The 5,708-nt window shown below is 42.2% G+C and carries 10 protein-coding genes; all 10 read right to left on the bottom strand.

Features of this window, described 5'->3' with window-relative positions:
• Positions 1-180: 180 nt before the first annotated feature.
• Positions 181-558: a 50S ribosomal protein L17 gene (rplQ, locus tag UC75_RS08905; RefSeq protein ID WP_002049717.1), complete on the bottom strand. Its 378-nt coding sequence runs from the start codon at positions 556-558 to the stop codon at positions 181-183.
• A gap of 18 nt (positions 559-576) precedes the next feature.
• Positions 577-1,584: a DNA-directed RNA polymerase subunit alpha gene (locus UC75_RS08910; RefSeq protein ID WP_003653641.1), complete on the bottom strand. Its 1,008-nt coding sequence runs from the start codon at positions 1,582-1,584 to the stop codon at positions 577-579.
• A 17-nt stretch (positions 1,585-1,601) separates the two neighbouring features.
• Positions 1,602-2,228, bottom strand: coding sequence for a 30S ribosomal protein S4 (gene rpsD, locus UC75_RS08915; RefSeq protein WP_003653643.1), 627 nt, complete (start codon positions 2,226-2,228; stop codon positions 1,602-1,604).
• A 12-nt stretch (positions 2,229-2,240) separates the two neighbouring features.
• Complete coding sequence (gene rpsK / locus UC75_RS08920) at positions 2,241-2,627, bottom strand: 30S ribosomal protein S11 (protein WP_001040166.1); 387 nt, start codon at positions 2,625-2,627, stop codon at positions 2,241-2,243.
• A 19-nt stretch (positions 2,628-2,646) separates the two neighbouring features.
• On the bottom strand, positions 2,647-3,003 hold the full coding sequence (gene rpsM, locus UC75_RS08925; protein ID WP_004789609.1) for a 30S ribosomal protein S13: 357 nt from the start codon (positions 3,001-3,003) through the stop codon (positions 2,647-2,649).
• Positions 3,004-3,108: 105 nt separating this feature from the next.
• Positions 3,109-3,225, bottom strand: coding sequence for a 50S ribosomal protein L36 (gene rpmJ, locus UC75_RS08930; protein ID WP_000867907.1), 117 nt, complete (start codon positions 3,223-3,225; stop codon positions 3,109-3,111).
• Between the two features lie 20 nt (positions 3,226-3,245).
• A complete protein-coding gene (gene secY, locus UC75_RS08935) occupies positions 3,246-4,565 on the bottom strand; it encodes a preprotein translocase subunit SecY (RefSeq protein ID WP_171056864.1) in 1,320 nt (439 codons plus the stop codon).
• 45 nt (positions 4,566-4,610) lie between these two features.
• Positions 4,611-5,051, bottom strand: a complete 441-nt coding sequence (gene rplO, locus UC75_RS08940) for a 50S ribosomal protein L15 (protein WP_004789613.1) — start codon at positions 5,049-5,051, stop codon at positions 4,611-4,613.
• A 3-nt stretch (positions 5,052-5,054) separates the two neighbouring features.
• A complete protein-coding gene (gene rpmD / locus UC75_RS08945; RefSeq protein ID WP_000849088.1) occupies positions 5,055-5,231 on the bottom strand; it encodes a 50S ribosomal protein L30 in 177 nt (58 codons plus the stop codon).
• Positions 5,232-5,237: 6 nt separating this feature from the next.
• A partial coding sequence (gene rpsE / locus UC75_RS08950; protein ID WP_128825237.1) for a 30S ribosomal protein S5 occupies positions 5,238-5,708 on the bottom strand: 471 nt, incomplete at its 5' end.

Genomic DNA, 5,708 nt, shown 5'->3' on the forward strand with positions numbered 1-5,708 from the left:
TTATTTTTATACCCATTGTTGAGAATATAAGTTTATTAAAGCACAATTTTGACAATACACAATGTCAAGTTTGACCGTTTATCCGTTTTTTTATGTCACTTGAGGACATTTTTATAATTTTAGTAATTATCAAAAATAAAAAAGACCGGTATAAAACCGGTCTTTCTTGAATAAAATCAATTATTCAGCTGAAGTATTCACTTCACGATCTACTAGCTCAACGTAAGCCATCGGTGCTGCATCACCAGCACGGAAGCCCGCTTTAAGAACACGTAGATAACCGCCGTTACGTTCTTTGTAACGAGGGCCGAGTACGGTAAATAATTTACCTACAGTTGCAGCATTACGAGTACGAGCAAATGCTAAACGACGATTTGCTACAGTATCGTTTTTTGCTAGAGTGATTAAAGGCTCAGCAACACGACGTAATTCTTTAGCTTTAGGAACAGTTGTTTTGATCAACTCGTGTTCAAATAAAGAATTAGCCAAGTTTTGGAACATCGCTTTACGATGGCTGCTTGTACGGCCTAATTTCACACCACTATTACGATGACGCATGGTGATAGTCCTACTTAATTAACGGCTACGATAGGCAAAACGGTCGTCCATACGAAGACTAGCTGGTGGCCAGTTTTCAAGACGCATACCGAGTTGTAAGCCTTTCGATGCCAAAACATCTTTGATCTCTGTTAACGATTTTTTACCAAGGTTAGGAGTTTTTAACAACTCAACTTCAGTACGTTGAACAAGATCACCAATGTAGTAAATATTTTCTGCTTTCAAACAGTTAGCAGAACGAACAGTAAGCTCTAGATCATCTACTGGGCGAAGCAAGATTGGGTCAACTTCTTCACGAGGCTCTTGAGCAACTGGAGTTTGGTCTTTCTGAAGATCAACAAAAATTGCAATTTGTTGTTGCAAGATTGTTGCCGCTTTGCGGATTGCTTCTTCAGGATCAACCGTACCATTTGTCTCGAGGTCGATTACCAGTTTATCTAAATCGGTACGTTGTTCTACACGCGCATTTTCAACGGTGTAAGAAACACGCTTAATCGGGCTATAAGAAGCATCTAATTGCAAACGACCAACAGGACGTGTTTCACCTTCAGGGAAACGAGAATCAGATGTTTCATAACCACGACCTTGAGCAACCTTCAAGCGCATTTTTAATGAGCCTGAAGCACTCAAAGTACCGATCAAATGTTCTGGGTTAACCACTTCAACATTATGAGGTAAACGAAGGTCAGCAGCAGTAATTTCGCCAGGACCTTGTTTCTCTAATGTTAAATATGCTTCATTTTGATCGAACAGCTTAATAGACAATCCTTTTAGGTTCAGCAAGAGCTCGACGATGTCCTGCTGCAAGCCTTCTAAAGTACTGTACTCGTGCTCGACACCTTCTATCTCTACTTCAACCACAGCAGCGCCAGGTAAAGAAGACAATAGAATGCGACGTAAAGCATTACCTAGAGTATGGCCAAAACCACGCTCTAAAGGTTCTAGAATCACTTTTGCCGAGGTCCCGCTAACCGCTTCGACCTTGATCGCTTGCGGAGTTAGAAACTCGTTTGCAGTACGCGTCATTATTGCTACCTCAAGGATTATTTAGAATACAATTCTACAATCAAGCTTTCATTGATTTCAGCAGGTAAATCAGCACGATCTGGTGCAGCTTTAAACGTACCTTCAAGCTTAGAATGATCAACATCCATCCAAGCTGGAATACCACGTTGTGCAGCTAACTCAATCGCGTTTTTAATACGCAATTGTTGTTTAGCACCTTCGTGAACCGCAATTACATCACCAGCTTTAACTTGAATAGATGCGATGTTTACACGACGACCATTCAAAGTAATGCTACGGTGACTTACTAACTGACGAGCTTCTGCACGTGTAGAACCAAAACCCATGCGATAAACAACGTTATCAAGACGGCTTTCAAGCAATTTCAACAAGTTCTCACCTGTTGCGCCTTTAACACGAGCTGCTTCTTTATAGTAGTTACTAAATTGACGTTCTAACACACCGTAAATACGACGGACTTTTTGTTTTTCACGTAATTGTAGTGAATACTCAGATTGCTTACCACCGCGTGCCTGACCATGTTGACCAGGTGCTTTGTTAGCTTTTTTAGTTTTGACGTCAAAAGGTTTAACGCCAGATTTAAGTTGCAGGTCTGTCCCTTCGCGGCGAGAGAGTTTGCATTTTGGACCAATATAACGAGCCATGAATGTTTCTCCTTACACGCGACGTTTTTTAGGTGGACGGCAACCGTTGTGAGGAATTGGCGTCACATCGGTAATGCTGTTAATTTTATAACCCACTGCGCCTAATGCACGAACCGCAGACTCACGACCTGGACCAGGACCTTTTACAAGGACATCCAGATTTTTCAAACCATAATCTAAAGCTGCTTTACCAGCAACTTCAGCAGCTACCTGAGCAGCAAACGGAGTTGATTTACGTGAACCACGGAAGCCTTGTCCACCAGAGGTGGCCCAAGCCAATGCATTACCTTGACGATCAGTAATCGTAACAATGGTGTTATTAAAAGACGCGTGAATGTGTGCAACACCTTCAGAGACGGTACGAGTGACCTTCTTGCGTGTGCGAGTATCTTTAGCCATCTTTTAGCTTCCAGAAATCTTACTTTTTAATCGGTTTGCGCGGACCTTTACGGGTACGTGCGTTAGTTTTGGTGCGTTGACCACGGACAGGCAAGCTGCGACGATGGCGAAGGCCGCGATAGCAACCCAAATCCATTAAACGTTTAATGTTCATGGAAATTTCGCGACGTAAGTCACCTTCGGTAGGAACCTTAGCAACTTCTGCACGAATCGCATCAAGCTGAGCATCGTCCAACTCACGGATCTTAGTAGTTTCAGTAATACCAACTGTAGCTAAGATATTCTTAGCAGTATGGCGACCGACACCAAAGATGTAAGTGAGGGAGATAACAGCATGCTTGTTATCCGGAATGTTTACACCGGCAATACGAGCCATTCACTTTCTCCAAAAAGGCAGTAGAGATAATCAACCGCCCCACAAAATCTTGAGGGGCGGATATTAACCCAATTCGCCTACTGAAATCAACAGGTCTTGATTAGATTAACCTTGACGCTGCTTATGACGAGGTTCTGCGCTACAAATTACGCGAATAACCCCATTACGACGGATAACTTTACAGCTACCACAAATTTTCTTTACAGAAGCTTGTACTTTCATGATGAAACCTCTAAGTGCGCTTATCCCTTAGGATGAGCAGTCGTTTTTCTCATTAATGTTTGATTATCATATTGATGAGATGTTAAATGCGCTTGTAGCTGAGCCATAAAGTCCATAACAACGACAACTACGATTAGTAATGATGTACCACCCAAAGAGAATGGAATTCCAAAAGAACTTTGTAGAATCATTGGCATTAAACAAATGACCGTAATATAAATCGCACCAATAAACGTCAAACGATTAAGAATATGATCTAAGTAACGAGCAGTTTGCTCACCTGGGCGAATACCAGGCACATAAGCTCCGCTGCGTTTTAGATTTTCTGATACTTCCTTAGGGCTAAATACTAAAGCCGTATAAAAGTAACAGAAAAAGATAATTAACGCACCAAAGAGCACCAAATACAAAGGCTGTCCAGGCGACAATACTAAAGCTAAATCTTGTAAGCTACGCTTAATTAATCCAGCATTTGCATCTGCACTTCCCACCCATTGACCAAGACTCGCTGGGAACAATAGTAAAGAACTTGCAAAAATCGCAGGAATCACACCAGCCATATTAATTTTTAATGGTAAATGTGTCTGCTGTGCTGTAAATATACGACGACCTTGTTGCTTTTGTGCATAATTCACTGGAATACGACGTTGTGCTTTTTCAATAAACACAATGGCAGCCAGCACACCTACAGACAAAAGACCAAAGATCACAAGACCAATTAAGCTTGTCTGACCATTATCTACTGATGAAACTGATTGCATAATTAATTTAGGCAAACCAGAAACAATACCAGCAAAAATAATCATTGAGATACCGTTACCAATACCTCTTTCAGTGATTTGTTCACCTAGCCACATTAAGAACATAGTTCCAGCGACAAGTGAAGTAACCGCTGGTATATAAAACTCAAGACCAACTGACAGAGTAATACCCTGACCAATCAAACCTGCGCACATACCAACTGCCTGAACCACTGCAAGCAACAACGTACCCTGACGCGTATATTGATTAATTTTACGCTTACCTTGCTCACCTTCCTTTTTCAAGGCTTCTAGTGAAGGAATTACCGTAGACATTAACTGCACAATAATTGATGCAGAAATGTAAGGCATAATTCCTAAAGCAAGAATAGACATTCGCTCTAAAGCACCGCCAGAAAACATATTGAATAGCCCAAGAATAGTTCCTTGGTTCGCATGAAATAAATTTTCTAACGCAGCATTATTAATGCCTGGTACTGGAATATGCGCTCCTAGTCGAAAGACCAGCAATGCACCGATTAGAAAACTCATCCGGCGAATAATTTCACGATATTTCACGTGAAATGGCTGACCTTTCATCATGTTGACATGACCTGAAGAACTAGGAGACATAGACACTCGAGATTACTCCTCGACTTTGCCGCCAGCTGCTTCAATTGCAGCTTTAGCGCCTTTAGTCAATGCAACACCTTGAACAGTGAATGCACGAGTGATTTCACCAGAAAGTACGATACGAGCACGAACTTGGTCACGACGAACAACATTCGCAGCTTTCAAAGTTTCTAGGCTAACGATGTCGCCTTCAACTTTGCTTAACTCAGATAAACGTACTTCAGCAGTTTTTAAAGCGATTTGGCTAGTGAAACCGAATTTAGGTAAACGACGATAAATCGCTGTTTGACCGCCTTCAAAGCCTGGACGAACGCCACCACTTTTACGTGATTTTTGACCTTTGACACCACGGCCACCAGTCTTACCAACGCCAGAACCGATACCACGGCCTAAACGACGGTTTTCACGTTTTGCACCTTCCGCAGGCGCAAGCTCATTTAAACGCAGAGTCATGGCTTATTCCTCTACACTAACCATATAGTAGACTTTGTTGATCATACCGCGGTTAGAAGGCGTATCTTGCACTTCTACAGTATGACCAATACGACGCAGACCTAAACCTTGTAAGCAAAGCTTGTGATTTTTCAAGCGATGTGAAGAAGATTTAGTCTGGGTAACTTTAATCGTTTTCATGATTGATTACCCTTGAATTTCTGCTACTGATTTACCACGTTTCGCAGCGACTTTCTCAGGAGAAGTCATATCACGCAAACCTTTGAAAGTTGCGTTTACTACGTTTGCAGCATTAGTAGAACCATAACATTTAGCAAGTACGTTATGCACGCCCGCAGCTTCTAGAACGGCACGCATTGCGCCACCAGCGATTACGCCAGTACCTTCAGAAGCAGGTTGCATGTATACACGGCTTGCGCCATGACGAGCATTCACAGGGTGTTGTAAAGTAGTACCTGCAAGGTCTACAGTAATCATGTTGCGACGTGCAGCTTCAAGTGCTTTAGAAATAGCAGCTGGAACTTCACGTGCTTTACCACGACCAAAACCAACACGACCATTACCATCACCCACAACAGTTAATGCTGTGAAAGAGAAGATACGACCGCCCTTAACAACTTTGGCTACACGATCAACGGCAACCAGCTTTTCAACAAG

The sequence above is a fragment of the Acinetobacter sp. V2 genome (assembly GCF_001188385.1).
GTDB classification, from domain to species: Bacteria; Pseudomonadota; Gammaproteobacteria; order Pseudomonadales; family Moraxellaceae; genus Acinetobacter; species Acinetobacter oleivorans.

What these genes read in the sequence shown, in the direction of transcription:
- rplQ (WP_002049717.1), bottom strand. Translation starts at nt 558, where the DNA reads ATGCGTCATCGTAATAGTGGTGTGAAATTAGGCCGTACAAGCAGCCAT.
- UC75_RS08910 (WP_003653641.1), bottom strand. Translation starts at nt 1,584, where the DNA reads ATGACGCGTACTGCAAACGAGTTTCTAACTCCGCAAGCGATCAAGGTC.
- rpsD (WP_003653643.1), bottom strand. Translation starts at nt 2,228, where the DNA reads ATGGCTCGTTATATTGGTCCAAAATGCAAACTCTCTCGCCGCGAAGGG.
- rpsK (WP_001040166.1), bottom strand. Translation starts at nt 2,627, where the DNA reads ATGGCTAAAGATACTCGCACACGCAAGAAGGTCACTCGTACCGTCTCT.
- rpsM (WP_004789609.1), bottom strand. Translation starts at nt 3,003, where the DNA reads ATGGCTCGTATTGCCGGTGTAAACATTCCGGATAACAAGCATGCTGTT.
- rpmJ (WP_000867907.1), bottom strand. Translation starts at nt 3,225, where the DNA reads ATGAAAGTACAAGCTTCTGTAAAGAAAATTTGTGGTAGCTGTAAAGTT.
- secY (WP_171056864.1), bottom strand. Translation starts at nt 4,565, where the DNA reads ATGAAAGGTCAGCCATTTCACGTGAAATATCGTGAAATTATTCGCCGG.
- rplO (WP_004789613.1), bottom strand. Translation starts at nt 5,051, where the DNA reads ATGACTCTGCGTTTAAATGAGCTTGCGCCTGCGGAAGGTGCAAAACGT.
- rpmD (WP_000849088.1), bottom strand. Translation starts at nt 5,231, where the DNA reads ATGAAAACGATTAAAGTTACCCAGACTAAATCTTCTTCACATCGCTTG.